Source organism: Nocardioides aestuarii (assembly GCF_039527245.1).
In the GTDB taxonomy this organism is placed as follows: Bacteria; Actinomycetota; Actinomycetes; order Propionibacteriales; family Nocardioidaceae; genus Nocardioides; species Nocardioides aestuarii.
Window position 1 is genome coordinate 2,892,152 of sequence record NZ_BAAAJT010000002.1, and the last position, 25,886, is coordinate 2,918,037.

Annotated in this window: 25 protein-coding genes; 16 read left to right on the plus strand and 9 right to left on the minus strand. The window is 71.5% G+C overall.

Going from position 1 to position 25,886, the window contains the following annotated elements:
* Nucleotides 1–53: 53 nt before the first annotated feature.
* Complete coding sequence (locus ABD091_RS14580; protein ID WP_343919682.1) at nt 54–812, plus strand: hypothetical protein; 759 nt, start codon at nt 54–56, stop codon at nt 810–812.
* The gene (locus tag ABD091_RS14585; RefSeq protein ID WP_343919684.1) at nt 809–3,037 is read left to right on the plus strand and encodes an NADP-dependent isocitrate dehydrogenase; all 2,229 of its coding nucleotides are present in this window, start codon (nt 809–811) and stop codon (nt 3,035–3,037) included. The genes ABD091_RS14580 and ABD091_RS14585 overlap by 4 nt, the downstream gene beginning before the upstream one ends.
* A 46-nt stretch (nt 3,038–3,083) precedes the next feature.
* Here the strand turns inward: ABD091_RS14585 and ABD091_RS14590 are convergent, their stop codons facing one another.
* Nucleotides 3,084–4,307, minus strand: a complete 1,224-nt coding sequence (locus ABD091_RS14590) for an MFS transporter (RefSeq protein ID WP_343919686.1) — start codon at nt 4,305–4,307, stop codon at nt 3,084–3,086.
* Nucleotides 4,308–4,365: 58 nt separating this feature from the next.
* Here ABD091_RS14590 and ABD091_RS14595 point away from each other — a divergent pair, with 58 nt between their 5' ends.
* The 6 genes from ABD091_RS14595 to ABD091_RS14620 all read left to right on the plus strand — a co-directional run bounded on the left by ABD091_RS14595 (nt 4,366) and on the right by ABD091_RS14620 (nt 9,435).
* Nucleotides 4,366–5,322 (plus strand): ArsR/SmtB family transcription factor, encoded by a 957-nt coding sequence (locus ABD091_RS14595; protein WP_343919688.1) that lies wholly within the window; start codon nt 4,366–4,368, stop codon nt 5,320–5,322.
* 68 nt (nt 5,323–5,390) lie between these two features.
* A complete protein-coding gene (locus tag ABD091_RS14600) occupies nt 5,391–6,587 on the plus strand; it encodes an MFS transporter (RefSeq protein WP_343919690.1) in 1,197 nt (398 codons plus the stop codon).
* A 43-nt stretch (nt 6,588–6,630) separates the two neighbouring features.
* Nucleotides 6,631–7,650 (plus strand): tryptophan--tRNA ligase, encoded by a 1,020-nt coding sequence (gene trpS, locus ABD091_RS14605; protein WP_343919692.1) that lies wholly within the window; start codon nt 6,631–6,633, stop codon nt 7,648–7,650.
* Between the two features lie 9 nt (nt 7,651–7,659).
* The gene (locus tag ABD091_RS14610; protein WP_343919694.1) at nt 7,660–8,178 is read left to right on the plus strand and encodes a 2'-5' RNA ligase family protein; all 519 of its coding nucleotides are present in this window, start codon (nt 7,660–7,662) and stop codon (nt 8,176–8,178) included.
* Complete coding sequence (locus ABD091_RS14615; RefSeq protein ID WP_343919696.1) at nt 8,175–9,194, plus strand: YihY/virulence factor BrkB family protein; 1,020 nt, start codon at nt 8,175–8,177, stop codon at nt 9,192–9,194. The genes ABD091_RS14610 and ABD091_RS14615 overlap by 4 nt, the downstream gene beginning before the upstream one ends.
* A gap of 22 nt (nt 9,195–9,216) precedes the next feature.
* Nucleotides 9,217–9,435: an SCO4848 family membrane protein gene (locus ABD091_RS14620; RefSeq protein ID WP_343919698.1), complete on the plus strand. Its 219-nt coding sequence runs from the start codon at nt 9,217–9,219 to the stop codon at nt 9,433–9,435.
* Here the strand turns inward: ABD091_RS14620 and ABD091_RS14625 are convergent.
* The 4 genes from ABD091_RS14625 to ABD091_RS14640 form a co-directional block, all read right to left on the minus strand.
* A complete protein-coding gene (locus ABD091_RS14625; RefSeq protein ID WP_343919700.1) occupies nt 9,432–9,860 on the minus strand; it encodes a hypothetical protein in 429 nt (142 codons plus the stop codon). The genes ABD091_RS14620 and ABD091_RS14625 overlap by 4 nt on opposite strands.
* Before the next feature lie 537 nt (nt 9,861–10,397).
* Nucleotides 10,398–11,141 (minus strand): succinate dehydrogenase/fumarate reductase iron-sulfur subunit, encoded by a 744-nt coding sequence (locus ABD091_RS14630; protein ID WP_343919702.1) that lies wholly within the window; start codon nt 11,139–11,141, stop codon nt 10,398–10,400.
* Entirely contained in the window at nt 11,138–13,159 is a 2,022-nt protein-coding gene (locus tag ABD091_RS14635) for a fumarate reductase/succinate dehydrogenase flavoprotein subunit (RefSeq protein ID WP_343920950.1), read from the minus strand. Before ABD091_RS14635 ends, ABD091_RS14630 begins: the two co-directional genes overlap by 4 nt.
* Before the next feature lie 31 nt (nt 13,160–13,190).
* Nucleotides 13,191–13,895 carry a succinate dehydrogenase cytochrome b subunit gene (locus ABD091_RS14640; protein ID WP_343919704.1) on the minus strand — a complete coding sequence of 235 codons (705 nt, stop codon included), beginning with the start codon at nt 13,893–13,895 and terminating at the stop codon, nt 13,191–13,193.
* A gap of 119 nt (nt 13,896–14,014) precedes the next feature.
* On the opposite strand from ABD091_RS14640, the gene ABD091_RS14645 reads away from it, so the two are divergent.
* On the plus strand, nt 14,015–14,821 hold the full coding sequence (locus ABD091_RS14645; protein ID WP_343919706.1) for an alpha/beta fold hydrolase: 807 nt from the start codon (nt 14,015–14,017) through the stop codon (nt 14,819–14,821).
* 11 nt (nt 14,822–14,832) lie between these two features.
* On the opposite strand, the gene ABD091_RS14650 is transcribed toward ABD091_RS14645, so the two are convergent.
* Entirely contained in the window at nt 14,833–15,876 is a 1,044-nt protein-coding gene (locus ABD091_RS14650) for a glycosyltransferase (RefSeq protein ID WP_343919708.1), read from the minus strand.
* 137 nt (nt 15,877–16,013) lie between these two features.
* On the opposite strand from ABD091_RS14650, the gene ABD091_RS14655 reads away from it, so the two are divergent.
* The 5 genes from ABD091_RS14655 (at nt 16,014) to ABD091_RS14675 (ending at nt 21,027) form a co-directional block, all read left to right on the plus strand.
* Nucleotides 16,014–16,826, plus strand: coding sequence for a hypothetical protein (locus ABD091_RS14655; protein ID WP_343919710.1), 813 nt, complete (start codon nt 16,014–16,016; stop codon nt 16,824–16,826).
* A 3-nt stretch (nt 16,827–16,829) separates the two neighbouring features.
* Nucleotides 16,830–18,671: a fumarate reductase/succinate dehydrogenase flavoprotein subunit gene (locus ABD091_RS14660; protein WP_343919712.1), complete on the plus strand. Its 1,842-nt coding sequence runs from the start codon at nt 16,830–16,832 to the stop codon at nt 18,669–18,671.
* A gap of 2 nt (nt 18,672–18,673) precedes the next feature.
* Nucleotides 18,674–19,450, plus strand: coding sequence for a succinate dehydrogenase/fumarate reductase iron-sulfur subunit (locus ABD091_RS14665; RefSeq protein ID WP_343919714.1), 777 nt, complete (start codon nt 18,674–18,676; stop codon nt 19,448–19,450).
* A 3-nt stretch (nt 19,451–19,453) separates the two neighbouring features.
* Complete coding sequence (locus ABD091_RS14670; protein ID WP_343919716.1) at nt 19,454–20,212, plus strand: glycoside hydrolase family 16 protein; 759 nt, start codon at nt 19,454–19,456, stop codon at nt 20,210–20,212.
* A 68-nt stretch (nt 20,213–20,280) separates the two neighbouring features.
* Nucleotides 20,281–21,027 carry a hypothetical protein gene (locus ABD091_RS14675; protein ID WP_343919718.1) on the plus strand — a complete coding sequence of 249 codons (747 nt, stop codon included), beginning with the start codon at nt 20,281–20,283 and terminating at the stop codon, nt 21,025–21,027.
* Here ABD091_RS14675 and ABD091_RS14680 read toward each other — a convergent pair.
* The gene (locus ABD091_RS14680; RefSeq protein WP_343919720.1) at nt 21,014–21,823 is read right to left on the minus strand and encodes a DUF4328 domain-containing protein; all 810 of its coding nucleotides are present in this window, start codon (nt 21,821–21,823) and stop codon (nt 21,014–21,016) included. The two genes, ABD091_RS14675 and ABD091_RS14680, sit on opposite strands and share 14 nt — an antisense overlap.
* Before the next feature lie 82 nt (nt 21,824–21,905).
* Here ABD091_RS14680 and ABD091_RS14685 point away from each other — a divergent pair, with 82 nt between their 5' ends.
* Together ABD091_RS14685 and ABD091_RS14690 are read left to right on the plus strand one after the other, a co-directional pair.
* Entirely contained in the window at nt 21,906–23,042 is a 1,137-nt protein-coding gene (locus tag ABD091_RS14685; RefSeq protein ID WP_343919722.1) for a glycerophosphodiester phosphodiesterase, read from the plus strand.
* Between the two features lie 22 nt (nt 23,043–23,064).
* Complete coding sequence (locus ABD091_RS14690; RefSeq protein WP_343919724.1) at nt 23,065–24,819, plus strand: glycoside hydrolase family 13 protein; 1,755 nt, start codon at nt 23,065–23,067, stop codon at nt 24,817–24,819.
* Nucleotides 24,820–24,822: 3 nt separating this feature from the next.
* Here ABD091_RS14690 and ABD091_RS14695 read toward each other — a convergent pair whose 3' ends face one another.
* Both ABD091_RS14695 and ABD091_RS14700 read right to left on the minus strand, forming a co-directional pair.
* Entirely contained in the window at nt 24,823–25,452 is a 630-nt protein-coding gene (locus ABD091_RS14695; protein WP_343919726.1) for a LysE family translocator, read from the minus strand.
* A gap of 23 nt (nt 25,453–25,475) precedes the next feature.
* Nucleotides 25,476–25,880, minus strand: coding sequence for a hypothetical protein (locus tag ABD091_RS14700; protein ID WP_343919728.1), 405 nt, complete (start codon nt 25,878–25,880; stop codon nt 25,476–25,478).
* Nucleotides 25,881–25,886 lie beyond the last annotated feature (6 nt).

Sequence of the window (25,886 nt, forward strand, 5' to 3'; positions counted from 1 at the left end):
GGAGGTGAAGGGTCAGCGCTCCGACGCTAGCAGCGGTGCGACATGCTGCCTCCATGACCCCGCGCCGGACGCTGGCACCCGCGCTGCTCGCCGTCCTCCTGCTCGGCGGTTGCGGCGGCGCGCCCGAGGAGATCGGGCCCACGGGGGTGGACGGGCTCGAGGTGCCGACGCCCTCGCCCGACCCGGCCGACTTCGTGGACCGCATCGACAACCCCTGGCTGCCGCTCGTGCCGGGCTCGGAGTGGGTCTACGAGTCGACGGGCGACGAGGGGGAGAGGGAGACGGTCACCGTCACGGTCACCGACGAGACCCGCGTCGTCGCCGGAGTGACCACCACGGTCGTGCACGACGTCGTGACGGACGCGAGGGGGCGGGTCGTCGAGGACACCTACGACTGGTTCGCGCAGGACACCGCGGGCAACGTCTGGTACTTCGGCGAGGACACGACCGCCTACGAGGGCAGGCGCCGCCGGCCGACGACCGAGGGCTCGTGGGAGGCCGGGGTCGACGGGGCCGAGGCGGGGCTCGCGATGCCGGCGACGCCACGCGTGGGTGACGGCTACCGCCAGGAGTACGACGCGGGTGCCGCCGAGGACCAGGCACGGGTGCTCGCGGTGGGGGAGACCCGCACCGTGGCCGGCACGACCTACGACGACCTCGTGGTGACCGAGGACACGACCCCGCTCGAGCCCGGGCTGGTCGAGGTGAAGTACTACGCCCGCGGCACGGGCCTGGTCCTCGAGGAGACCGTCTCGGGAGGGGAGGAGCGGGTCGAGCTCGTGCGGGCGCGATTGGTAGCGTCCGACGCGTGACCGACACCGATGGCTCCACGATCATCTACACCCACACCGACGAGGCGCCGCTGCTCGCGACCTACTCGTTCCTGCCGATCATCGAGGCGTACGCCGCCCAGGCCGGTGTGTCCGTCGAGACCCGCGACATCTCGCTGGCCGGCCGCATCCTCGCGCAGTTCCCCGACCGCCTGAGCGACGACCAGCGCATCGGCGACGCGCTCGCCGAGCTCGGCGAGATGGCGACGACGCCCGAGGCCAACATCATCAAGCTGCCCAACATCTCCGCCTCCGTCCCGCAGCTCAAGGCCGCGGTCAAGGAGCTGCAGGAGCAGGGCTACGACATCCCGGCCTACCCCGAGAACCCCCAGACCGACGAGGAGAAGGCCGCCCGCGCCGCCTACGACAAGGTCAAGGGTTCCGCGGTCAACCCGGTGCTGCGCGAGGGCAACTCCGACCGCCGCGCGCCCGCCGCGGTCAAGGGCTACGCCAAGAAGCACCCCCACCGCATGGGCGAGTGGAAGAGCGACTCGAGGACCGAGGTCGCGACCATGGGTCACGACGACTTCCGGTCCAACGAGCAGTCGGTCGTCATGGAGTCGGCCGACACCCTCCGCATCGTGCACACCTCGAGCGACGGCACCGAGACCGTGCTCAAGGACGGCCTCACCGTCGAGGCCGGCGAGGTCGTCGACGCGACGTTCATGAACGTCGCCGCGCTGCGCCGCTTCCTCACCGAGCAGATCGCCCGGGCCAAGGCCGACGACGTGCTGTTCTCGGTCCACCTCAAGGCCACGATGATGAAGGTCTCCGACCCGATCATCTTCGGCCACGCCGTCCAGGCGTTCTTCCCGACGCTCTTCGAGCAGTACGGCGAGCAGCTGGCCGCGGCCGGCATCTCGCCCAACGACGGGCTCGGTGCGCTGCTCTCGGCGGTCTCCGACCTGCCCGACGGGGACGCGATCAAGGCCTCGGTCGAGGCTGGGCTCGCCGAGGGCCCGCGGATGGCCATGGTCGACGACCGCAAGGGCATCACCAACCTGCACGTCCCCTCCGACGTCATCATCGACGCCTCGATGCCGGCGATGATCCGGATCGGCGGCCACATGTGGGGTCCCGACGGCCAGGAGGACGACTGCCTCGCGGTCATCCCCGACTCCAGCTATGCCGGCGTCTACGCGGCCGTCATCGACGACTGCAAGGCCCACGGCGCGCTCGACCCCGCCACGATGGGCTCGGTCCCGAACGTCGGCCTGATGGCCCGCAAGGCCGAGGAGTACGGCTCCCACGACAAGACCTTCGAGATGACCGCGGCCGGCACCGTGACGGTGGTCGACTCCGCCGGCGGCGTACTCATGTCCCACGACGTGGAGCCCGGCGACATCTGGCGTGCCTGCCAGACCAAGGACGAGCCGATCCGCGACTGGGTCAAGCTCGCCGTCACCCGCGCCCGCGCGTCCGGCTCGCCGGCCGTCTTCTGGCTCGACGAGACCCGGGCCCACGACGCCAACCTGATCGCGAAGGTCCATGACTACGTGGGTGACCACGACACCGACGGGTTGACCATCGAGATCATGTCGCCCGCCGACGCATGCACCTACTCGCTCGAGCGGATCCGCAAGGGCGAGGACACCATCTCGGTCACCGGCAACGTGCTGCGCGACTACAACACCGACCTCTTCCCGATCCTCGAGGTCGGCACGTCGGCGAAGATGCTCTCGATCGTCCCGCTGATGAACGGGGGCGGCCTCTTCGAGACCGGCGCCGGCGGCTCGGCCCCGAAGCACGTGCAGCAGCTCGTCGAGGAGAACTACCTGCGGTGGGACAGCCTCGGTGAGTTCTTCGCGCTGGCCGCCTCGTTCGAGCACCTCGCCCAGCGCGAGGACAACGCCCGGGCGCAGGTCCTGGCCGACACGCTCGACGCGGCGACCGCGACCTTCCTCGAGGAGGACAGGTCGCCGACCCGCAAGATCGGCGGCATCGACAACCGCGGCTCCCACTTCTACCTCGCCCTCTACTGGGCGCAGGAGCTCGCGAAGCAGACCGAGGACGCAGCGCTCGCCGAGGCGTTCGCTCCGCTCGCGGAGAAGCTGGCCGGCGACGAGCAGGCGATCGTCGAGGAGCTCAACGGGGTCCAGGGCAGCCCCGCCGACATCGGCGGCTACTTCCGGCCCGACCCCGCCAAGGCCGAGCAGGTCATGCGGCCGTCCGCGACGCTCAACGCCGCGATCGACTCCCTGCGCTGACCCCACCCGCCGTCGTACCCGACCTCACGGTCGTGATCCGGACGGATCACGACGCTGAGGTCGGGTACGACGCGTCTTCGGGGGCCGCGGGCGCGTGGCGCCGCGACCGTCGCAACCCGGGCACCAGGGCGAGGCTCACCAGCAGCGACAGCACGGCCATGACGGCCATCGCCCGCCCGGCCGACTCCGAGCCGATGCCCAGCAGGTCGGCCGTGGCGCCCGCGACCAGCGCGCCGAGTGCCTGACCGGCGCTCAGCCCGGTCGAGCGCAGTCCCATCGCCTGGCCGCGGACGTCCTCCGGGATCCGGTCGAGGAGCCGCTCCTGCAGCGGGAGGCTGTCGGCGTAGCCGATGGCGGCGACGAAGCCGAGGGCCAGGGCGATGCCGAGATGGGGGTCGAACCAGAAGAGCAGGAAGGGGGCGGCGAGGAGGAAGCGCAACGGGTTGACGAGCCGGTCACGGGTGTCGGGGCCCAGGAACCGGCCGACCACGACGTCGCCGAGCAGCATCCCCGCGGCGGTGGTGGCGAAGAGGAAGCCGGCACGCTCGCCCGCGAAGGGGATGTAGAGCGCCTCGCAGCCGACGATCAGGCCGTTGGGCACCCAGGAGGAGAGATAGAGGGGACGCAGGACGGGGGAGCCGAGCAGCCTCCGGTTGACCTCACGGGTGCGTCGTACGACGGGACCGGTGGCGCGGGCCTCGCGGTCGGCCAGACCGAGCCGCAACAGGACCGCGGCCGCCGCCGCGCTCGCCGCGGCCACGAGGAAGAGGCCCTGGGGGCTCAACGCGACGAGCAGCAGTCCCCCGAGCCCGTAGCCCACGATCTGCATCGACCCGACAGCGATGTTGAGCGTCGCCCGGCCCAGCACGAAGGCCTCGTGCGGCAGCAGGTCGGCAAGGTAGGCCACGCCGGCACCTGCGGCGGTGGACATCACCAGCCAGACCGCGGCGAGCAGCCCGAAGCGGGCCGGCCACGGCATCCCCGGGACGGCCTGCACCAGGTCGGCCACGGCGATCACGCTCGCCACCGTGACCAGCGCCCGGCGCGGGCGGACGAGGTCGGAGGCCGAGAGCCAGAACGCGGAGGCGACGAGCGCCGCGATCGGCCCCCCGAACATGCTGAGGCCGGTCAGGACCGCCGACCCGGTCTCCCGGTGCACGATGGTGCCGAGCGCCAGCCCGGCGGTGGCCGCGGCCACCATCGTCAGGCACTGGGAGACGAACAGCACCCGGAACTCCGCCACGGCGAACAGGTCGCGATAGGTCCTCACCCGGCGATCCTCGGCTCCGGGAGCCCCGCGACGCTAATGTTTCGCGTGGAGGCGAAACATGGGCACCTGGCAGATGTCGGCCGACCTGCTGGCGCGGGCGCGCTTCACGGTGTCGCCGTACGCCGACGTCGTGGCCGCGATGGCGGGCCTCGACCGCCCGCGCACCCCTAGCGAGCGAGCGCTGGCCGCCCTGCACGGCGACGCTTTCCGCGCCATGCTCGAGCGCCATCCGGGCCGGGCCGCCGTGCTCGCGCACTGCTTCGCGCCCCGGTGGACGGCCGACTTCCTGTGCCTGCCACCGCGCGGCGGGCACACCTCCTTCCCCAGCCACCTCGCCGAGCTCGCCTCGCTCGGGGACCGGCGGGTCCGGGCCGACCTGGCCGAGACCTCGGGCGCGGTCCTGCCGCCGGTGCTGCGCCGGCCGGGGACGGCGGGTCACGCCACCGCGTTGCTCGACTGGGTGTGGGTGCACGTCGTCGCCACCGACTGGCCGCGGCGCGAGCGGGTGCTGCGCGCCGACATCGTCTCCCGCACGTCGCGGCTGGCGACCCACGGCTGGGAGTCGGTCCTCGGCGACCTCGGGCGCGACCGGGCGTGGCTCGGCGACGGGGAGCTGCGGATCAACCTCCACGACAACCCGTCCCGCGACCTGACCGGCGCGACCGAGCTCTGGTTCGTGCCGGTCCACAGCCCCGCCAGCTCAGTCGGCTGGGACCTCCCGGACCGGTATGCCGTCTACTACCCCGTCGCGGGTGCCCTCGCCGGACTCGAGTCCGGCCAGCCCGGAGCGTCCGCGCGGCTCCTCGGCCCCAACCGCGCCCGGCTGCTGGCAGCACTCGGGACGCCCTCGAGCACCTCCGGGCTGGCCGGTCTCACCGGACTGCCGGTCGGCTCTGTGGGCGGCCACCTGCGGGTGCTCCGCGAGAGCGGGCTGGCCGAGCGCCGACGGTCCGGGCGCGAGGTGCTCTACTGGCGCACGGCGCTCGGCGACGCGCTCGTCGCGGCCTCCGGATGACCGGGGGAGTCCGAGGTCACACCGGGGATCACGGAATGGAGTCCCCCGGCGGGCTGTTGCCGCCTCACGTGACCACCCTCGCCACGGAGCCGACGACCGACCTCCGCCCGCGCCACGTCACGGTGGCGCTGGTGGCGCTCGCCATGGGCGGCTTCGCGATCGGCACGACCGAGTTCGTGTCGATGGGTCTGCTGCCCCAGCTGGCGCGGGGCGTGGACGTCTCGATCCCCTCCGCGGGCCACGCGATCTCGGCCTACGCGCTCGGGGTGGTCGTCGGCGCTCCGACGATCGCCACGCTCGCGGCCCGGCTGCCCAGCCGCGCGCTGCTGCTCGTCCTGATGACGGCGTTCGCTGTCGGCAACGCTGCCTCCGCCCTCGCCACGTCGTACGACGCGCTGCTGGTCGCGCGGTTCGCCTCGGGCCTGCCGCACGGCGCCTACTTCGGTGTCGCCTCGCTCGTCGCGGCCAGCATGGTCGCTCCCCACCGCAAGGGCCGCGCCATCGCCTCGGTGATGCTCGGGCTCTCGGTCGCGAACGTCGTCGGTGTCCCGGCCGCGACGTGGCTCGGCCAGAACCTGGGCTGGCGCACCGCCTACTGGCTGGTCGCCGCGCTCGGCCTGCTGACGGTCGCCCTCGTCGCGACCTTCGTCCCACGCACGAAGGGCAACCCCGACGCGACCTGGCGCAACGAGCTGGCGGCGCTGAAGCAACCGCAGGTCCTGCTCACGCTGCTCGCGGGTGCGATCGGCTTCGGCGGCATGTTCGCCGTCTACACCTACATCGTCCCGACCATCACCGAGGTGGGCGGCCTGCCGGAGTCGGTGGCCCCGATCTTCCTCTTCGCCTTCGGGCTCGGCATGGTCGTCGGGACCTGGGTGGCGGGGCGGATGGCCGACTGGTCGGTGATGCGCTCGATGTTCATCGGTGGCGCCGGTCAGGGTCTGCTGCTGCTCCTGTTCAGCGTGCTCGCCCCGGCGGGCTGGTGGACCCTGCCCGTCCTCTTCGGGATCACCGTCACCGGCTCCGTGCTGGTCCTCGCCCTCCAGATCCGGCTGATGTCGGTCGCGGCGGAGGCCCGCACCATGGGCGCTGCGATGAACCACGCCGCGCTCAACGTCGCCAACGCCCTCGGCGCCTTCCTGGGCGGCCTCGTCGTCTCGGCCGGCTGGGGCTATCAGGCCCCGGGCGTCGTCGGCGCGCTGCTGGCCCTGCTCGGCCTCCTGGTGCTCGGGTGGTCGGCCGCGCTGCGCCGTACCCACGGCTGACCTGCGGTCCGGCGCCACCGGCGCTCCTGACAGAATCGGGGCCATGTCCGCTCCGACCGCACGGCCGCGCGTCCTCTCCGGGATCCAGCCGACGGCCGACTCCTTCCACTTCGGCAACTACCTCGGTGCCCTGCGCCAGTGGGTGGAGCTGCAGGAGGAGCACCAGCCGTTCTTCTTCATCGCCGACCAGCACGCGATCACGGTCGAGCAGGACCCGAAGGTGCTGCGGCAGCGGACGCTGCGCGCGGCCGCACAGCTGCTCGCGGCCGGGGTCGACCCGCAGCGCTCGGCGATCTTCGTCCAGAGCCAGGTCCCGGCCCACGCCCAGCTCGGCTGGGTGCTCCAGTGCCTGACCGGCTTCGGCGAGGCCCGCCGGATGACCCAGTTCAAGGACAAGTCCGCCAAGGGCGGGGAGGGTGCGGCCTCGGTCGGCCTGTTCACCTACCCGATCCTGCAGGCGGCCGACATCCTGCTCTACCGGCCGGCCTACGTCCCGGTCGGCGAGGACCAGCGCCAGCACCTCGAGCTGACCCGCGACCTCGCGCAGCGCTTCAACCACCGCTACAAGAAGACCTTCCGGCTGCCCGAGCCCTACATCCTCAAGGCGACGGCGAAGATCACCGACCTCCAGGACCCCACGGCGAAGATGTCGAAGTCGGGTTCCTCGCCCTCCGGCATCATCGACCTGCTCGACGACCCCAGGATGAGCGCGAAGAAGATCCGCTCGGCGGTCACCGACTCGGGCTCGGAGGTGCGGTTCGACCCCGAGGAGAAGCCGGGTGTCTCCAACCTGCTGACGATCTACTCGGCCCTGACCGGCCGCACCGTCGACGACCTCGAGACGGCGTACTCCGGGCAGGGCTACGGCGCGCTCAAGGGTGACCTCGCCGACGTCGTGGTCGAGTTCGTCACGCCGTTCCGCGACCGCACGCTGGAACTGCTGGAGGACCAGGACCAGCTCGCGAAGGTGCTCGCCGAAGGCGCCGCGACGGCCGGCGCGGTCGCCGAGGCGACGTTGCGCGACGTCTACGACCGGGTCGGCTTCGTGCCGGCCGGCCGCTAGGGTCGAGCGGTGCCCACGATCGGAGTCGCCCTCGCCCTGCCCGAGCCGTGGGCGAGCGAGCTCCAGGACTACCGCACCGCCCTCGGCGACGAGACGGCGACGCTGATCCCCACCCACATCACGCTGGTCCCGCCGGTCGAGCTGACCGAGGAGCAGATCGGGTCCGCCGAGGAGCACCTCGAGGCGGCCGCGGCCGACATCGAGCCGTTCGAGATCCACCTGCGCGGCACCGGGACGTTCCGACCGGTCTCCCCGGTGGTGTTCGTGTCGCTGGTCGAGGGGATCTCCCAGTGCGAGGCGCTGGCCGAGAGCGTGCGCCGTGGGCCGCTCGACGTCCCGCTCCAGTTCCCCTTCCACCCCCACGTGACGATCGCCCACCACATGCCCGAGCCCGTCATGGACCGCGCGTTCGACGAGCTGGCCGGCTTCGACTGCACCTTCGAGGCCGAGGACTTCCACCTCTACCGACACGACGAGGAGCACGGCTGGCGGCCCTCCCGGGACTTCGCGCTGGCCACCACCCCATGACCTCACCCCAGGAACGGCTCGCGGACGTCCGGCGGCGCAGGCCCCTCATCGACCACGTCGTGCGGATGGTCCAGCACTATGGCGCGGTCAAGGGCAGCCTCCAGGCCGGGGCTGTCACCTACTTCGGCTTCCTCTCCTTCTTCCCGATCCTCGCGCTCGCCTTCTTCGTCGTCGGCTACGTCTCGAAGGTCTACCCCGGGGCCCAGGACGCCCTCGACACGGCGCTCACCGACCTGTTCCCCGGCATCGACCTGAACCTCTCCGCGTTCGAGGACGGGGCCAGCACTGCCGGGCTGATCGGACTCGCCGGTGTGCTCTACGCCGGCCTCGGCTGGCTGTCGGCCATGCGTCAAGCGCTCATCGTCGTGTTCGAGGAGCCGGAGCGGGCGCAGCCGAACTTCGTGGTGGGCAAGCTCCGCGACCTGATGACGCTGGCCGTCATCGGCGTCACCCTGCTGGTCAGCGTCGCCGTCACCGGGCTGATCAGCGGGTTCGCCACCGACCTGCTCGACTGGCTCGGGGTCGACGAGGCATTCGCCTGGCTCGTGACGCTGCTGACCGTCGTGCTGGGGCTTGCGGCCAACGTGCTGCTGTTCTTCACCATGTTCGTGGTGCTGGCCCAGCCCCGCACCCCACGGCGCTCGCTGTGGTCAGGGGCACTGCTGGGCGCGCTCGGCTTCGAGGTGCTCAAGCGGGCGTCGTTCCTCCTGCTCGGTTCGACCAAGAACTCCGACGCCTTCCAGGTCTTCGGGATCGCTCTGATCCTGCTGGTCTGGATCTACTACTTCTCGCGCGTGGTCATGTATGCGGCCGCGTGGGCCCACACGTCGCGCGAGGCGCGGGAGCAGCGTGACCGCGCGGCGCTCGAGGCCGACCGCGCGGAGTACGCCATGAAGGAGCTCACCCAGGTCGAGCTCCGCGAGACCGCTCCCGCCTCCGGCGTCAGCCCGAAGGCGGCGTTCGCCGCCGGCGGCGCCACCATGCTCGGGCTCGTCGCACTCGCCCGCAGGAAGTAGGACGACCAGTGAAGGACGCCCCGTGAAGCTCGAACGCCGTCATGCCCTGCTCCTGCTCGGAGTGGCGCTCTGGAACGTGCTGACCTTCGGCATGTTCACCAAGAACCTCTACGCGGCCTACGCCGCCGGCGAGGAGCGCGCAACCGGCTACTGGGTGGCCCACTCCGTGCTCATCGTCGTCAACTTCGCCATCGCCGCCGTCCTCGGCCGCCTCGGCTGGAAGGCCCTCCGCTCCCGCTAGTCCGCGGCAGCGTCGATCACATGCCGGATCGTCGACACGACGTAGGACGCCGATCCCATGACGTGGTCGTGCGTGAAGCGCAGCACCCGCCAGTCCGTGGCGACGAGGGGGTTGTAGCGGACACAGTCGCGGTCGTGCTCGTCGTGGGAAGCGTGGAACCCCCACGAGTCGGCCTCGAGGACGATGCCGCGCAGTGGGTCGACGAGGTCCGGGTGGAGCACCAGGCCGCCGGCTCGGACCTCGTACTGCGGGACGACGTCGAGCCCGGCGTCGATCGCGAGCGCGCGGAGGACGGACTCGAACGGGTTGGTCGAACGCCCGTCGGCGTAGGCCACAACCCGACGTACGCCGGGGGGCGACCCGGCTGCTGCGGCCACGAGCTCGTCGTGGGTCGCGTCGCCGTGGCGGAGGCAGGAGTCGGCCACGGCGAGTGCTTCGCCGAACGGGAGGTCACGGGAGCACAGATGACGGTCAGGACGGCACCCGTGGCAGGCCCGCGGAAGTCGGCGGTCGTGGACGGCAGCCGCGTCACCTCGGCGACGAGATCGCGAGGGGGCGTTCGGTGACGAGGCACCGCCAGCTGCGGCAGCTCGGGCTGGCGGGCGATCTCCCAACCGTGGTGGGCGGCGGCGCAGAGGTGCGAGACGTAGCCGCCGTGTGTTCCTGCGAGCCGCAGCGAGGCCGCGGCGGTGGGCAGCCCGTAGCGGCCCGTGGACAGCCTCCGGATGCGCCCCGATCCGAGGGCAGTGCGAAGCGACCGTCGGGTCGTCAGGCGCAGCAGGTCGTGCGCCGTCGCCACGCCGCCCAGGCGGGCGAGGGCAGCCACCGGATCCACGCCGCGAGCCTCTCGCACCCGGAGGTCACCGAGTGACCGTCATCCACAGGCCACGTCCTGCACGACAGAGGCGCGACACGCCGTGGTGTCGGCGTGTCGCGGCCTCGCCGCTGCAGATCGTGGTCGGTCAGTGGCCGTGACGCATGGCGGTGCGCAGGTCCTTGTTGAGCTGGGAGATCACGTCGAGCGGGATCTCCTTGGGGCAGGCGGCGGTGCACTGGCCGATGTTGGTGCAGCCGCCGAAGCCCTCGTGGTCGTGCTGGGCGACCATGTCGACGACCCGGGTGTCTCGCTCGGGCTGGCCCTGGGGGAGCTCGCCGAGGTGGGTGATCTTCGCGCCCATGAACAGCGAGGCCGAGCCGTTGGGGCAGGCGGCGACGCAGGCACCGCAGCCGATGCAGGTCGCGACGTTGAAGGCGCGCAGGGCGTCGTCACGGGGGACCGGGACCGAGTGGGCCTCGGGGGCCGAGCCGGTGTTGACCGAGATGTAGCCGCCCGCGGCGATGATCCGGTCGAACGCCGAGCGGTCGACCACCAGGTCCTTGAGGACCGGGAAGGCCTCGGCGCGCCACGGCTCGATGGTGATCGTCTCGCCGTCGGAGAAGGAGCGCATGTGGAGCTGGCAGGTCGTGGTGACCTCGGGCCCGTGGGCGTCGCCGTTGATCATCAGCCCGCACATGCCGCAGATCCCCTCGCGGCAGTCGGAGTCGAAGGCGACCGGGTCCTCGCCCTGCTCGATGAGCTGCTCGTTGAGCACGTCGAGCATCTCGAGGAAGGACATGTCCTCCGAGACGCCGTCGAGCTCGTAGGTGTGCATCCCGCCCTTCTCGGCGGGGCCGGCCTGACGCCAGATCTTCAGGGTCAGCTTCACTTGTAGGACCTCTGCTTCATCTCGATCGCCGTGTAGACGAGGTCTTCCTTGTGCAGGACGGGCGGCTGGTCGTCGCCCGCGAACTCCCAGGCCGCCACGTAGGCGTACTGGTCGTCGTGGCGCAGCGCCTCGCCGTCCTCGGTCTGGGACTCGCCGCGGAAGTGGCCGCCGCAGGACTCGCGCCGGTTGAGGGCGTCGATGCACATGAGCTCGCCGAGCTCCATGAAGTCGGCGACGCGGCCGGCCTTCTCGAGGCTCTGGTTGAGCGAGTCGGCCGTGCCGAGCACCTTCACGTTGCGCCAGAAGTCGTCCTTCAGCGTGCGGATCAGGTCGATCGCCTTCTTGAGGCCGTCCTCGGTGCGCTCCATGCCGCAGAACTCCCACATGATGTTGCCGAGCTCGCGGTGGTAGGAGTCGACGCTGCGGGTGCCGTTGTTGCCCAGGAAGTGGTCGATGCGCGACTGCACCGACTCGCGCGCCTCGACGACCGCAGGGTGGTCGTCGTCGACCGGCTCGAACGGCCCGTCGGCGAGGTAGTCGCGGATCGTGTGGGGCAGCACGAAGTAGCCGTCGGCCAGACCCTGCATCAGGGCCGAGGCGCCGAGCCGGTTGGCGCCGTGGTCGGAGAAGTTGGCCTCGCCGGTCACGAACAGGCCCGGGATGGAGGACTGCAGGTCGTAGTCGACCCACAGCCCGCCCATGACGTAGTGGACGGCGGGGTAGATGCGCATCGGGACCTCGTAGGGATTCTCGCCCGTGATGCGCTCGTACATGTCGAACAGGTTGTCGTACTTCTCCTGGATGCCGTCGCGGCCGAGCCGCTCGATGGCAGCGGCGAAGTCGAGGTAGACGCCGCGGCGCACGCCGTCGACCTCCGGGCCGACGCCCCGCCCCTCGTCGCACACGTTCTTCGCGGCGCGGGAGGCGATGTCGCGGGGGACCAGGTTGCCGAAGGAGGGGTAGATGCGCTCGAGGTAGTAGTCGCGGTCCTCCTCGGCGATCTCGCGCGGGTCCTTGTCGCAGTCGGCCTTGTTCTTCGGCACCCAGATCCGGCCGTCGTTGCGCAGCGACTCGCTCATCAGCGTCAGCTTCGACTGGTGGGAGCCGGACACCGGGATGCAGGTCGGGTGGATCTGCGTGTAGCACGGGTTGGCCATGTAGGCGCCCTTGCGGTGCGCGCGCCACGAGGCCGTGACGTTGCAGCCCATCGCGTTGGTCGAGAGGTAGAAGACGTTGCCGTAGCCGCCCGAGGCGAGCACCACGACGTCCGCGGTGTGGGTCTCGATCGCACCGGTCACCATGTCGCGGGCGATGATGCCCCGGGCCTTCCCGTCCACCAGGATGACCTCGAGCATCTCGTGGCGCGTGAAGGTCTCGACCGTGCCGGCGTGGACCTGGCGCTCGAGGGCCTGGTAGGCGCCGATCAGCAGCTGCTGGCCGGTCTGTCCCCGGGCGTAGAAGGTCCGGGAGACCTGCACGCCGCCGAAGGAGCGGTTGTCGAGCAGGCCGCCGTACTCACGGGCGAAGGGCACGCCCTGGGCGACGCACTGGTCGATGATGTTCGTGCTGACCTCGGCCAGGCGGTAGACGTTGGACTCTCGCGAGCGGTAGTCGCCGCCCTTGACGGTGTCGTAGAAGAGGCGGTGGACGGAGTCTCCGTCCTCCTTGTAGTTCTTGGCCGCGTTGATGCCGCCCTGGGCGGCGATCGAGTGGGCCCGTCGGGGGGAGTCCTGGTAGCAGAAGGACTTCACCCGGTAGCCGGCCTCGCCGAGCGTCGCGGCCGCCGAGGCCCCGGCGAGGCCGGTGCCGACGATGATGACCGAGAGCTTGCGGCGGTTGGCGGGGTTCACCAGCCGAGCCTCGAACTTGCGGTTCTGCCAGCGCTCGGAGATCTCCCCGTCAGGGGCCTTGGCGTCCACGATCGGCTCGCCGAGGGTGTAGAAGCCGGCGGCGTCGTCGTAGTCCTGGTCGGCGGGGCCGGTGTGGGAGGACTCCGTCGACGTGACGGTGTCGGGCATGTCCTTCATGTCGTCACTCATGGGTGCTCCCTTACTTCTCGATGATGCCGGCGAGCACCGCGAGCGGGACCAGCGAGAACCCGACCGAGATGATCAGCGCGAGGGTGAATCCGACGGCCTTCGCCCGCTGGCGGGCGTGGGCGGTGCCGGTGAGGCCGAGGGTCTGCGCGGCACTCCAGATGCCGTGGTGGAGGTGGGCGCCGAGCATCGCCATCGCGACGAGGTAGATCAGCGTCAGCCACCACACGTCGAAGGTGTCGACGAGCAGGTTGTAGGGGTCGTCGGTCGGGCCACCCGACACGTTGACCTTGCCCACGGTGAAGTTGAGCAGGTGCCAGACGATGAAGAGCAGCAGCGTCACGCCGCCCCAGCGCATCATCAGGCTCGCGTAGGTCGCCCCCGTGCGCTTCTTCACGACGTACGGCGTCGCGCCTCGAGCGCGCTTGTTGCGCGACCACAGCGTGAACGCGGCGTAGACGTGCGCGACCAGCGACAGGATCAGTACCACGCGGATGATCCACAGCGCCCCCTCGTGCGGGAGCATCGGCTCGCCGAGCTCGCGCAGGTGGTGGGCGTACTCGTTGAAGGCGTCGTGCCCCGCGAAGGCCTTGAGGTTGCCGTACATGTGGAGCAGCACGAATCCGATGAAGACGGTGCCGCTCACGGCCATCAGCAGCTTGAGTGCGATGGTCGAGCGGGTCGAGCGCGCTCCCTTGACCAAGGTAGGAGTTGCCACAAACCGTCACGCTACCTGCCGGGCGCGCGCGAGGAGACTCCGGGGGAGTGTGACATTGGCCCACCCGGCGAGTAACAAATCGGGTTGTGACGACGGCCTGCTGGTCGTTGGATGGCCCTGTGCCCGACACAGCGCCCGACCTCCTCCACGACCGCGCCGGCCCGACCGGCGACCTCCCCGTCGTGCTGCTCCACGCCGGGGTCGCCGACCGCCGCATGTGGCAGCCCCAGTGGGACGCCCTCACCGCCCACCGGGACGTGGTGCGCCTCGACCTCCGCGGGTTCGGCGACACGACCGGTCGGCCTGACGGCCCGCTCGCGCCCTGGCGCGACGTGCTCGCGACCCTCGACGGGCTCGGGATCGCGCGCGCCCACCTCGTCGGGGCCTCGTTCGGCGCGGGCGTGGCCGTCGAGGTCGCGCTGGTCGACCCGGGCCGCGCCGCGTCCCTGCTGCTGGCCGCGCCCGGCGGGGCGCTGATCCCCGAGGCGACCGACACGCTGCGCGCCTTCGGTCGCGCCGAGAACGCCGCGCTGGAGGCCGACGACCTCGACGCCGCCGTCGAGGCCAACCTCGTCACCTGGGTCGACGGACCGGGTCAGCCGAGCGACCGGGTCGACCCCGCGGTCCGCGCGCTGGTCGGCGAGATGCAGCGGCGTGCCTTCGAGCTCACCCTCGACTGGGACGACGTCGAGGAGGACGAGCTCGACCCGCCCGCGCTGGAGCGGCTCGGCGAGGTCGACGTCCCCACCCTGGTCCTCTCCGGGGCGCTCGACGTCGACGCCATCGACCTGGCCGCCACGGCGGTCCTCGCCGGTGTCACCGGTGCCCGCCAGGTGGTGTGGCCCGACGCGGCACACCTGCCCTCGCTGGAGCGGCCCGAGGCGTTCACCGCCCTCCTCCTCGACTGGCTCGCCGAGGTCTCCTGAGCGCGAGTGCCTCAGGCGGCGGTCGGTGAGGTGGCGAGGAGCGGGAGGTAGTGCCGCTCGACGAGCTCGTCGACGGCGTCGGCCCAGCTCCGTCGGACGGCGAGGGTGCGGGCGTGCCGGCCGAGCAGGTCGCGGCGCGAGTCGCCGACGACAGCGGCGAGCGCGCGGAGCATCGCCCGCGGGTCGTCCGGGTCGTGCAGCAGCCCGGTCTCGAGCGGCTTCACCACGTCCGGAGCGCCCCCGGCAGCGGGGGCCACGACCGGCACGCCGCTGGCTGCGGCCTCGCGCAGCGGGTGGCAGCAGGTCTCGTTGACCCCCGGGTGCACGAGCACGTCGAGGTTGGCCACGGTGAGGGCGAGCGCGCCGGTCGCGAGCGGGCCGACGAACTTGCCGGTCGGCACCTGAGACTTGAGCCAGCCCTCCTGGGCGCCCTCGCCGACGACGACCAGCCGGGTGCCGGGCAGCGAGGTGACCTCCGCCAGGCGTCGTACGTCGTGACGGTTGCGCAGCGCCCCGACGTAGCCGACCAGCACCTCGCCGTTGCGTGCCCAGTTGCGGCGCACGGCCGGGTCCCGCAGCTCCGGGGTGAAGGTCTGGTGGTCGACGCCGGGTGCCCACAACGAGGCGGGCACGCCGAGGTCGGCGAGGCGTCGGCGCATCCAGTGCGCCGTCACCACGACCCGGTCGGCGCGGGCGGCGGTGGTGGCGCGCCAGTAGTCCGCCCCCAGGTCGGCGACCGGCGTCTGCTGGACCTGGAGCACCGGGACCCGCATCGCCTGGGCGTGCTTCGCCGCCCGGCGGCCGAGGCCGGCGGGTGAGGTGAGGTGGACGAGGTCCGGCCGGAAGTCGGCGAGCGCCGACCGGACCTGCTCGCTGCGGCCCGGCTTGAGGACGCGGACCACGCGGCAGCCGCGGTAGGTCGGCAGGCCGGGCCCGGGGGCGACCACGAGCACCTGGTGGCCGGTGTCGACGAGCCGGTCGGCGACGGCCCGCACGGTCGTGGTGGTGCCGTCGACGGCGGGGTAGAAGGACTCCGAGACCAGGGCGATCCTCATGGCCCGAGGGTGGTCCGCGGACGAGAACTCGCTGCCACATCGACACGACGACGAGGTGAAGTCGCGGTGTGTGCTCCTTCACATTCGGCGTCCCGCCGGACAGACTGCAAGCCGTTGTTCTCCCACGAGAGGCACCCATGGCGACTGGAGTGACCGGCCCGGGCCGGGCAGGCATCGAGGAACGCACGCTCAGGACCGACCGGTGGTGGCTCGCGCCGCTCACGACCTTCGTGGTCTTCAGCGCCTTCGTCGTCTACGCGACGATCCGTGCGTTCATGGGCCGCGACTACTACGCCTCGCCCTACCTCTCGCCCTTCTACTCGCCCTGTCTCGGCGACTGCGTCGAGGGTGCGAGCGACTTCGGCCAGCCGTTCGCGTGGTGGCCGCTCTCGGCGGCGCTGATCATCCTGATCTTCCCGCTCGGCTTCCGCATGACCTGCTACTACTACCGCAAGGCCTACTACCGCGCGTTCTGGCTCAGCCCGCCCGCCTGCGGCGTCGCCGAGCCCCACGGGTCCTACTCCGGCGAGACCCGGTTCCCGCTGATCCTCCAGAACGTCCACCGCTGGTTCTGGTACGCCGCGGTCCTGGTCGCCCTCGTCCTGAGCTTCGACGTGGTGCTGGCCTTCCGCCCGATGCCGGCCGAGTACGCCGTCGGCGACGGCGAGACCAGTGGCGTCCACCTGGGTCTCGGGACCCTGCTGATGCTCGCCAACGTGGTGTTCATCTGGCTCTACACGCTGTCGTGCCACTCCTGCCGCCACGTCGTCGGCGGCCGGCTGCGCCACTTCAGCAAGCACCCGGTCCGCTACCGGCTGTGGACCTGGGTGTCGCGGCTCAACCAGAGCCACGCCCGGTGGGCCTGGTACTCCCTGTTCTCGGTCGCGCTGGTCGACCTCTACATCTTCCTGCTCGCCACGGGCACCATCCAGGACCTGAGGATCTTCTGACCCATGACCCGTCACGAGATGACCGGCAACGAGATGGACTACTACTCCGAGGGCGGCATCGAGCGCCACTCCTACGACGTCGTCGTCGTCGGGGCCGGCGGCGCCGGCCTGCGTGCGGCGATCGCCGCCCACGAGGCCGGCGCCAACACCGCGATCGTCTGCAAGTCGCTGCTCGGCAAGGCCCACACCGTCATGGCCGAGGGGGGCATCGCCGCGGCGATGGGCAACCGGTGGCCCGAGGACAACTGGGAGGTCCACTTCCGCGACACGATGCGCGGCGGCAAGATGCTGAACAACTGGCGGATGGCCCAGCTCCACGCCCAGGAGGCGCCCGAGCGGGTCATGGAGCTCGAGGACTGGGGCGCGCTCTTCGACCGCACGGACGACGGGCTGATCAGCCAGCGCGACTTCGGCGGCCACAAGTACGCCCGGCTCGCCCACGTCGGCGACCGCACCGGGCTGGAGATGATCCGCACCCTCCAGCAGCGTGCGGTGCAGATCGGCATCGACGTGTTCATGGAGTGCACGGTCACCGAGCTGCTCCAGGAGGACCAGCGGATCGCCGGTGTCTTCGGCTACTGGCGCGAGACCGGCCGCTTCGTCGTCATCGACGCCCCGGCGGTCGTCCTCGCCACCGGCGGCATCGGCAAGTCGTTCAAGGTGACGTCCAACTCGTGGGAGTACACCGGCGACGGCCACGCCCTCGCGATGCGGGCCGGTGCGTCGCTGATCAACATGGAGTTCGTCCAGTTCCACCCGACCGGCATGGTGTGGCCGCCGTCGGTGAAGGGGCTGCTGGTCACGGAGTCGGTGCGCGGTGACGGCGGCATCCTCAAGAACTCCGAGGGCAAGCGGTTCATGTTCGACTACATCCCCGAGTTCTTCCGGTCCGAGACGGCGGACACGGTCGAGGAGGCCGACCGCTGGTACGACGACAAGAAGAACAACCGCCGGCCGCCCGAGCTGCTGCCGCGGGACGAGGTCGCCCGCGCGATCAACTCCGAGATCAAGGCGGGTCGCGGCTCACCGCACGGCGGCATCTACCTCGACATCGCGAGCCGCCGCGACGCCGACTACATCCGCAAGCGGCTGCCGTCGATGTATCACCAGTTCAAGGAGCTGGCCGACGTCGACATCACCGCCGAGCCGATGGAGATCGGCCCGACCTGCCACTACGTGATGGGCGGGGTCGAGGTCGACCCCGACACCCAGCAGAGCGCCGTCACCGGGCTCTACGCCGCCGGCGAGGTGTCCGGTGGGATGCACGGGTCCAACCGGCTCGGCGGCAACAGCCTGTCCGACCTGCTCGTCTTCGGGCGGCGCGCGGGCGAGTCCGCGGCGGCGTACGCGGCCGGGCTGGAGAAGCGGCCGCAGGTCGACGACGGCCTGGTCAGGGCGGGGGAGTGGAGCGCCCTCGAGCCCTTCAACGCCGAGGAGGGCGAGAACCCCTACTCGATCCACCACGACCTCCAGCAGCAGATGAACGACCTGGTCGGCATCATCCGCACCGCGAGCGAGCTCGAGGAGGCGTTGGCCGGCATCCAGCGGCTCAAGGAGCGGGCGGCGGCGATGGCCGTCGACGGCCACCGCCAGTACAACCCCGGCTGGCACCTCGCCCTCGACCTCCGCAACATGCTGCTGGTCTCCGAGGCGATCGCGAAGGCGGCGCTCGCGCGGCAGGAGTCCCGCGGCGGTCACACCCGCGACGACTTCCCGAAGCCCGACCCCGAGTGGGGCAGCAAGAACCTCGTGGTCCGCCTCGACGAGGCCGGCACCGGGGTCGACCTGACCGAGCAACCGCTGCCCGTCATGCCCGACGAGCTCAAGACCTACTTCCAGGAGTGAGCATGGGATACGACCTGAAGCTCCGCGTCTGGCGCGGCGACGAGCGCGGCGGCGAGCTGCGCGACTACACCGTCGAGGTCTCCGAGGGCGAGGTCGTGCTCGACGCTCTCCACCGGCTGCAGGCCACGCAGGCCGGCGACCTCGCGATCCGCTGGAACTGCAAGGCCGGCAAGTGCGGGTCGTGCAGTGCCGAGATCAACGGCCGGCCGCGGTTGTTGTGCATGACCCGGCTGTCGGACTTCGCCGAGGACGAGACGATCACGGTCACGCCGATGCGGACCTTCGACGTGATCCGCGACCTCGTCACCGACGTCTCCTTCAACTACAAGAAGGCGCGCCAGCTGCCCGGCGTCGAGCTCGGTCCCCGCGACGACGACGGCAAGCGGCGGATGTTGCAGGTCGACGTCGAGCGCGGGCAGGAGTTCCGCAAGTGCATCGAGTGCTTCCTCTGCCAGGACGTCTGCCACGTCGTCCGTGACCACGAGGACAACAAGGAGAAGTTCGCCGGCCCCCGCTTCTTCCTGCGCTACGCCGAGCTCGACATGCACCCGCTCGACACCCACGACCGCCGACAGCTCGCCCAGGAGATGGCCGGCATCGGGATGTGCAACATCACCAAGTGCTGCACCGAGGTCTGCCCCGAGGGCATCCACATCACCGACAACGCGATCATCCCGATGAAGGAGCGGGTCGCCGACCGGAAGTACGACCCGCTGGTCTGGCTCGGCAACAAGATCGGGATCCGCAACAAGGACAACGACGGGCGCGAGGAGGTCTGACTCGTGGGCGCGCCCCTCCGCGACGACTTCGACGGGGCCACCCTCGACGCCTCCGTCTGGCTGCCCCACTACCTGCCCGCCTGGTCGTCCCGGGCGGCCACCGCCGCCAGCCACCGGGTCGCGGACGGGGCTCTCGTCCTCGACGTCCCGGTCGACCACCCGGTGTGGTGCCCCGGCGACCACGAGCCGCCGCTGCGAGTGTCCGGCCTCCAGTCGGGCAGCTGGTCGGGGCCGGTCGGCTCGACCCGCGGGCAGCAGCGCTTCCGCGAGGGGCAGGTCGTGAGGGAGGAGCAGTCGCGCTTCGAGGGGTGGCTGCCCTCGTCGGGCCACGTCGAGATCCGCTGTGCGATGGACCTCTCGCCGCGCTCGATGGCGGCCCTGTGGATGTCGGGGTTCGAGGACGACGAGGAGCAGCTCCGCTGCGGGGAGCTCTGCGTGGTGGAGGTGTTCGGCCGGTCGGTGCAGGACGGCTCGGCCGAGGTGGGAGTCGGCATCAAGGCCTTCCGTGACCCGGCGCTCGACCAGGACTTCGACGCCCCGCGACTGCCGATCGACGTCGCCGAGCCCCACACCTACGCGGTCGACTGGGACGCCGAGGCCGCGGTGTTCACCGTCGACGGCGACGAGGTGCGCCGCTGCCCGCGCCCTCCGACGTACCCGCTCCAGCTGATGGTCGCGGTCTTCGACTTCCCGGAGTGGTCGACCGGTGCGGACGACCACCTCGTGCCGTCGATGACCGTCGACCACGTCGCCGGCTGGTGACCGAGGTCCCGACACCCTGAGCACTCGGACTCATGCCCTGCGGGCGTGTGGCGCAGGACACTGGAGGCATGACCGAGACCGCCGCCCCGAGCCGCCCCGCGGCACCCCGCAACACCCCCACGGCCCCCGTCCGCCGGGTCGTCGTCTGGCTGACACTGGGCTCCTTCTCCATCGCCGCTCTCATGGGCATCGTCGCCCTGCTCGGGGGCGGGGCCTTCGGTGAGCGCGAGGGCCAGGTCCTGCTCACGACGCTCATCGTCGGCTGCACCAGCGTCGCGATGCTCTGCTACCTCGCCACCGCCGGCTCCCGGTTCCAGGTCGTCGGCGCCGTCGGTGGCGTCGCCGTCCTCCTTCCGGCCACGATCGCGCTGCTGCTCACGTGGAACAGTGACGCCTGGGACACCGAGGCCACCTTCAAGACCTTCGGCATCGGGCTCACCGTCGCCCTGACCCTGGCCCAGCTCTCGCTCCTGCTCGGGGTCGCCGGCGACCGTCGCCGCCTCCAGACCGTGCTGTGGCCGACCGTCGCGCTCGCCGTCGCCCTGGCCGGCATCATCACCGCGACGATCCTCACCGAGCCTGACGGCGACGTCGTCTTCCGGGCGCTCGGCGTCATCGCGATCCTCGACGTCCTCGGCACGCTCACGACCCTCGCGCTCGCCGTCTTCGGCAACCGCCGACCTGACGAGCCGGGCGCCGCCGTCCGCGTCCCGGCCCGGCTGGAGGCCGCTCTCGGCGCCGCCGTCCGCGACAGCGGTCGTACCCGGGACGACGTCGTCGCCGAGGCGCTCGAGGACTGGCTCAGCTCGCGCTGACCTCGGGCAGCGGCTCGCTGCGCCGCGGCCCGTACGGCGAGGTGCGCACCTGGTGGGTCAGCCGGCGCACCAGCAGCACCCCGAGGACCGAGGCCACGATGCCGACGGCCTCACCGGCCAGGGTCAGGTCGACCGAACCCTGGAGCTGGCGGAGGTATTCACGCACGGGCAGGTCGTCGTCGGGGAGCGGCCCGCCGGCCTGGATGAGGAAGCCCCACGCGAGGAAGGCCACCCACCAGGTGGTGACCAGGCCGGCGCGCGACTCGCCCAGCGGCCGGCTGGCCTGGTTGAGGTCGTGGACGACCAGGGCAGGGAGCACGAGGTTGACCAGGGGGATGAACCAGGCGCCGATGGCCCAGCCCGCACCGCGTGGGAGCCGGGCTGCGTCGACCCGGTTGCTCCGGTAGCCCCGGTAGAGCCAGATGATGAAGAGCACGTAGGACGTCAGCGCGGTCGCGACCATCGCGACGAGCAGCGGCGTCTCCGCACCGGCGACCGTGTCCAGCACCCCCGCGTCCATCGCGCGGGGCCGCTCGATGCCGACGGTGAGCTCGGCCCGCAGCTGCCAGTAGGTCACGACCGTCAACGCCGCGACGACGACCTGGACGGTGAAGAGGACCTGCAGGACGTTGGCGAGGACGGTCCACCCGCGCCCGACCCCGGGGCGTGACCAGAGGTGGCGCTCGGCCTCCGCCGGGGCGTCGATCCGCTCCCACGGGGTCCACTCCGCGCCGTCCCACCAGCGGTGGCGGGTGCGGTCGCGCGGGTCGTCGTACCAGCCGGCGGGAATCGTCACGAGGTCGGATGATGCCCCGGTCTTCGCCCCTTCGTCACCGAAACGTCGAGAACCGGTCGCCCGGCGGCGCTGGGGTCGGGCCATGACCTCTCGGAACAACCCACGTCCCCTCGTCGCGGCCGTCGCCGCGCTCCCTGTCGCCGCGCTCGTCGCCGTCCTGCTCCCGGGTGGGACCGCCGCCGCCGCGGGTGGCCACGGCCAGCCCGGCCACGCCGGCAGCCGCTCCGAGCCGATCGTGATCGGCCACCGCGGTGCCAGCGGCTACCGCCCGGAGCACACGCTGGCGTCCTACGAGCTTGCGATCGAGCAGTGCGCCGACTACCTCGAGCCCGACCTGGTCTCGACCGCCGACGGCGTCCTGGTCGCGCGACACGAGAACGAGATCGGCGGGACGACCGACGTTGAGGACCATCCCGAGTTCGCCGACCGCCGGACCACGAAGGTCATCGACGGCGCGTCGGTCACCGGCTGGTTCACCGAGGACTTCACCTACGCCGAGCTCTCGACGCTGCGCGCGGAGGAGCGGATCCCGCAGGTGCGGCCCGCCAACACCGCCTACGACGGCCGCTTCGCGATCCCGACGCTGCAGGAGGTCATCGACCTCGCGCAGGCGAGCGAGACCTGCGACGGCGAGCCGGTCGGGATCTACCCCGAGACGAAGCACCCGAGCTATTTCGACTCGATCGGCCTGTCGCTGGAGCAGCCCCTGGTCGAGAGCCTCGAGGCCAACGGCTACACCGACGAGGACGACCGGGTGATCGTGCAGAGCTTCGAGGTGGGCAACCTGCAGGAGCTCGACGCCCTGACCGACGTGACCCTCGCGCAGCTGACGAACTGCAGCGGCGCCCCCGCCGACCGGCCCGGAACGCCGTACGCCGAGATGGCGACCCGGGCCGGTCTGCGGGCGGTCGCGACCTACGCCGACGGTGTGGGCCTCTGCAAGGACCTGGTCATCCCGCGGAAGGCCGACGGCAGCCTCGGCCGCCCGACCCGCGTCGTCAAGGACGCCCACCGCGCCGGCCTCGTCGCCCATGCCTGGACCTTCCGGGCCGAGAACACCTTCCTGCCGGCCGACTTCCGCTCCGACGGCGGTCCGGCGGAGCACGGCGACCTCGTCGCCGAGGTCCGCACCTTCCTGAGGACCGGGCTCGACGGCGTCTTCTCCGACCAGCCGGACCTCGCGGTCCAGGCGGTGGAGGGGTCTCGCGGGCGGGGCTGAGCCACCCGTAGGGTCGCGGGTCATGACGAGCAACCCAGACGTCGTGGCCCGCGACTGGTGGAAGTCGGCGGTGGTCTACCAGGTCTACCCGCGCAGCTTCATGGACGGGAACGGTGACGGCGTCGGCGACATCCCGGGGATCCGGCAGCGCCTCGACCACCTCGAGCACCTCGGGGTCGACGTCGTCTGGCTGAGCCCGGTCTACCGCTCGCCGATGGACGACAACGGCTACGACATCAGCGACTACTACGACGTCGACCCGCTCTTCGGGACGCTCGAGGACCTCGACGGGTTGATCGAGGACCTCCACGCCCGGGGGATGAAGCTGGTGATGGACCTGGTCGTCAACCACACCTCCAGCGCGCACGCGTGGTTCGAGGAGTCGCGCTCGAGTCGCGACAACCCCAAGCGCGACTGGTACTGGTGGCGCCCACCCCGGCCGGGGCGCACCGGCGGCGAGCCGGGGGCCGAGCCGACCAACTGGGGCTCGGTCTTCTCCGGGTCCGCCTGGGCCTGGGACGAGGCGACGGGGGAGTACTACCTCCACATCTTCGCCGAGAGCCAGCCCGACCTGAACTGGGAGAACCCGGAGGTGCGGCAGGCCGTCTACTCGATGATGAACTGGTGGCTCGACCGCGGGGTCGACGGCTTCCGGATGGACGTCATCAACCTGATCTCCAAGGTCACCGTCCCGGGATCGCCCGGTCTGCTCGACGGCGAGGTCGGTGGCAACGGGGGGCCCATCAACACCCGTGTCTACGGCGACCAGGGCCCCTACGTCCTCAACGGGCCGCGCGTCCACGACTACCTCCAGGAGATGCATCGCGAGGTCTTCGCGCACCGGCCGGCCGGGCTGCTGACCGTGGGAGAGACCCCCGCGACCTCGGTCGACCAGGCGCGGCTCTACACCGACCCCGCGCGTGCGGAGGTCGACATGGTCTTCCAGTTCGAGCACGTCGACCTCGACTCCGGACCGCAGGGGAAGTGGGACATCGTTCCGATGACGGTGCGCGACCTGAAGGAGTCGCTGTTCCGGTGGCAGGAGGGGCTCGCGGAGGCGGGGTGGAACAGCCTCTACCTCGGCAACCACGACCAGCCGCGGCTCGTCAGCCGGTTCGGCGACGACTCACCCGAGCACCGGGAGGCGTCGGCGACCGCGCTGGCGACGATGCTCCACCTGTTGCGCGGCACGCCGTACGTCTATCAGGGCGACGAGATCGGGATGGCGAACACGCCCCTGCCCGACATCTCCCACTGCCGCGACGTCGAGTCGATCAACGCCTATCAGGACCTGCTCGACGCCGGGCTGCCGCCCGAGGAGGCGATGGGGCGGATCCGCCACAAGTCGCGGGACAACGCGCGGACGCCGGTCCAGTGGGACGACTCGCCGCACGCCGGGTTCTCCACCGCCGACCCGTGGCTGCCCGCCAGCCCGGACCACGCGACCGTCAACGTCGCCGCCCAGGTCGGCGTCGCCGGGTCGGTGCTCGAGCACCACCGGGCGCTGATCGCGCTGCGGCACGAGGAGCCGGTGGTCGTCCACGGCGAGACCGTCCCGGTGCTGGCCGACCACGAGCAGGTCGTCGCGTTCGTACGTCGCCACGAGGGCCGGGAGCTGCTCGTCGTCGTCAACGCCTCCAGCGAGGACGGCGTGGTGGCTGACGTGCCGGACGCCGAGGCGTGGGCGTCCGCAGAGCTGGTGCTCTGCAACCGCGCGTCGCCCTCGCACGACGGGTTCGTCCTGGGTCCGTGGGAGGCCCGGGTCCACCGCCGCTGACGGCTACTCGGTGGCCGCGAGGGTCGCGCCGAGGCCGATCATCATCACGCCGCCGGCCGCGCCCATCGCGTCGAGGCGCTGCGGCTTGCGGGCGAACCAGCGCCGCGCGGAGCCCGCGACCGTCGCCCACATCCCGTCCGACAGCACGGCCAGCGCCCCGAAGGCCAGCCCGAGCGCCAGCACCTGCGGCGCCGCCGCGGCCCCGTCGTCGAGGAACTGGGGCAGGAACGCGACGAAGAAGACGATCGTCTTGGGGTTGCTGGCACCCACGACGAAGCCGGTGCGCAGCGCCTGGCCGGTGCGCTCGGGCGGCTTCGTCCCGGCCAGCAGGGCGGTACGGGCGTCGGAGCGGTGGCGGATGGCCTGCACGCCCAGCCACACGACGTAGGCCGCCCCGGCGACCTTGAGCACCGTGTAGGCGCTCGCGCTGGCGGCGACGACGGCGCCGAGCCCCACCGCGACCAGCGCGACCTGGGCCAGCAGGCCAAGGGCGTTGCCGACGACCGACAGCAGCGCGTCGCGCAGGCTGACGGTCAGCGCCCGGCCGAGGGTGAAGAGCAGGCTCGGGCCGGGGACCTGGATGAAGAGCAGCGAGGCCACCAGGAAGGTGACCCACTGGGTGGTGCTGGGCATGCGAGAAGTATCAGCCCCGCAGGTCAGGGACGCCTGTGGGCTTTCGCAGGGTGGTCGGCCGGCTTGCCCGCCAGCCCTGGGGGCTCCTCGGTGCGCTGCTCCGGTCCGCCGGACCAGGGTGGCGGCTCGCCACGACCACGCTGCTGCTGCCCCGGCGGGCCGTGGGGGTGCTCCGGCTTGTCGGCCTTCTCCCCGGCCTTCCCGTCCTTCTCCCGGGCCTTCTCCTGGTCCTTCTCCTGAGCCTCGGTCCGGTCCGCCTTCTCGGCCTTCCGCTCGGCCCTCTCCGCCCTGTCGGCCGCCCGGTCCTCGGCGTGCTCGCGCTGGTGGCGGCCACGGTCGGGGGCGTCGAACCCGCTGAGGGCGTCGCTCGACCACGCGCCGGCACCCATCAGGGTGACGAGGGCGAGCGCCCCGAGCAGGCTCTTCATGAGGTC

Coding starts and splice junctions, on each gene's coding strand:
- ABD091_RS14615 (WP_343919696.1), top strand. CDS start 8,175: ATGACCTCACCCCAGGAACGGCTCGCGGACGTCCGGCGGCGCAGGCCC.
- ABD091_RS14685 (WP_343919722.1), top strand. CDS start 21,906: ATGACCTCTCGGAACAACCCACGTCCCCTCGTCGCGGCCGTCGCCGCG.
- ABD091_RS14660 (WP_343919712.1), top strand. CDS start 16,830: ATGACCCGTCACGAGATGACCGGCAACGAGATGGACTACTACTCCGAG.
- ABD091_RS14675 (WP_343919718.1), top strand. CDS start 20,281: ATGACCGAGACCGCCGCCCCGAGCCGCCCCGCGGCACCCCGCAACACC.
- ABD091_RS14595 (WP_343919688.1), top strand. CDS start 4,366: ATGGGCACCTGGCAGATGTCGGCCGACCTGCTGGCGCGGGCGCGCTTC.
- ABD091_RS14700 (WP_343919728.1), bottom strand. CDS start 25,880: ATGAAGAGCCTGCTCGGGGCGCTCGCCCTCGTCACCCTGATGGGTGCC.
- ABD091_RS14635 (WP_343920950.1), bottom strand. CDS start 13,159: ATGCCCGACACCGTCACGTCGACGGAGTCCTCCCACACCGGCCCCGCC.
- ABD091_RS14650 (WP_343919708.1), bottom strand. CDS start 15,876: ATGAGGATCGCCCTGGTCTCGGAGTCCTTCTACCCCGCCGTCGACGGC.
- ABD091_RS14695 (WP_343919726.1), bottom strand. CDS start 25,452: ATGCCCAGCACCACCCAGTGGGTCACCTTCCTGGTGGCCTCGCTGCTC.
- ABD091_RS14690 (WP_343919724.1), top strand. CDS start 23,065: ATGACGAGCAACCCAGACGTCGTGGCCCGCGACTGGTGGAAGTCGGCG.
- ABD091_RS14665 (WP_343919714.1), top strand. CDS start 18,674: ATGGGATACGACCTGAAGCTCCGCGTCTGGCGCGGCGACGAGCGCGGC.
- ABD091_RS14655 (WP_343919710.1), top strand. CDS start 16,014: ATGGCGACTGGAGTGACCGGCCCGGGCCGGGCAGGCATCGAGGAACGC.
- trpS (WP_343919692.1), top strand. CDS start 6,631: ATGTCCGCTCCGACCGCACGGCCGCGCGTCCTCTCCGGGATCCAGCCG.
- ABD091_RS14580 (WP_343919682.1), top strand. CDS start 54: ATGACCCCGCGCCGGACGCTGGCACCCGCGCTGCTCGCCGTCCTCCTG.